This is a genomic window from Mesorhizobium sp. WSM4849 (assembly GCF_055811385.1).
Genome location: NZ_JBVVPW010000132.1, coordinates 1 through 264, shown reverse-complemented (window position 1 = coordinate 264; position 264 = coordinate 1). Strand labels below are relative to the sequence as shown.

The window sequence follows — 264 nt, the reverse complement described above, 5'->3', positions numbered from 1 at the left end:
AGCAGCAGCGGACCGTCGAGGTCGACGAAATCGGCATGCTGGGCAAGCAGCACCGCTGGCGCCATCGCCAATGACGTGCCGACCATGCAGCCGACCATCACGCCGAAACCGAGTTCGCGGGCGCGATCGCGCAGCACCAGTGCCGCAGTCAGGCCCCCCGACTTGTCGAGCTTGATGTTGACGGCATCGTAGAGACCGACAAGCGCTTCGAGATTCTCAGCCTCGTGCACGCTTTCATCGGCGCAGCTCGGCACGGGATGGGCG

Annotated in this window: 1 protein-coding gene; it reads right to left on the bottom strand. The window is 65.2% G+C overall.

Annotated features, from left to right (window positions below; translation table 11 throughout):
- Positions 1–264: enolase C-terminal domain-like protein (locus tag AC0L3L_RS36530; RefSeq protein ID WP_473642232.1), on the bottom strand; the 264-nt coding region annotated here is incomplete at both ends.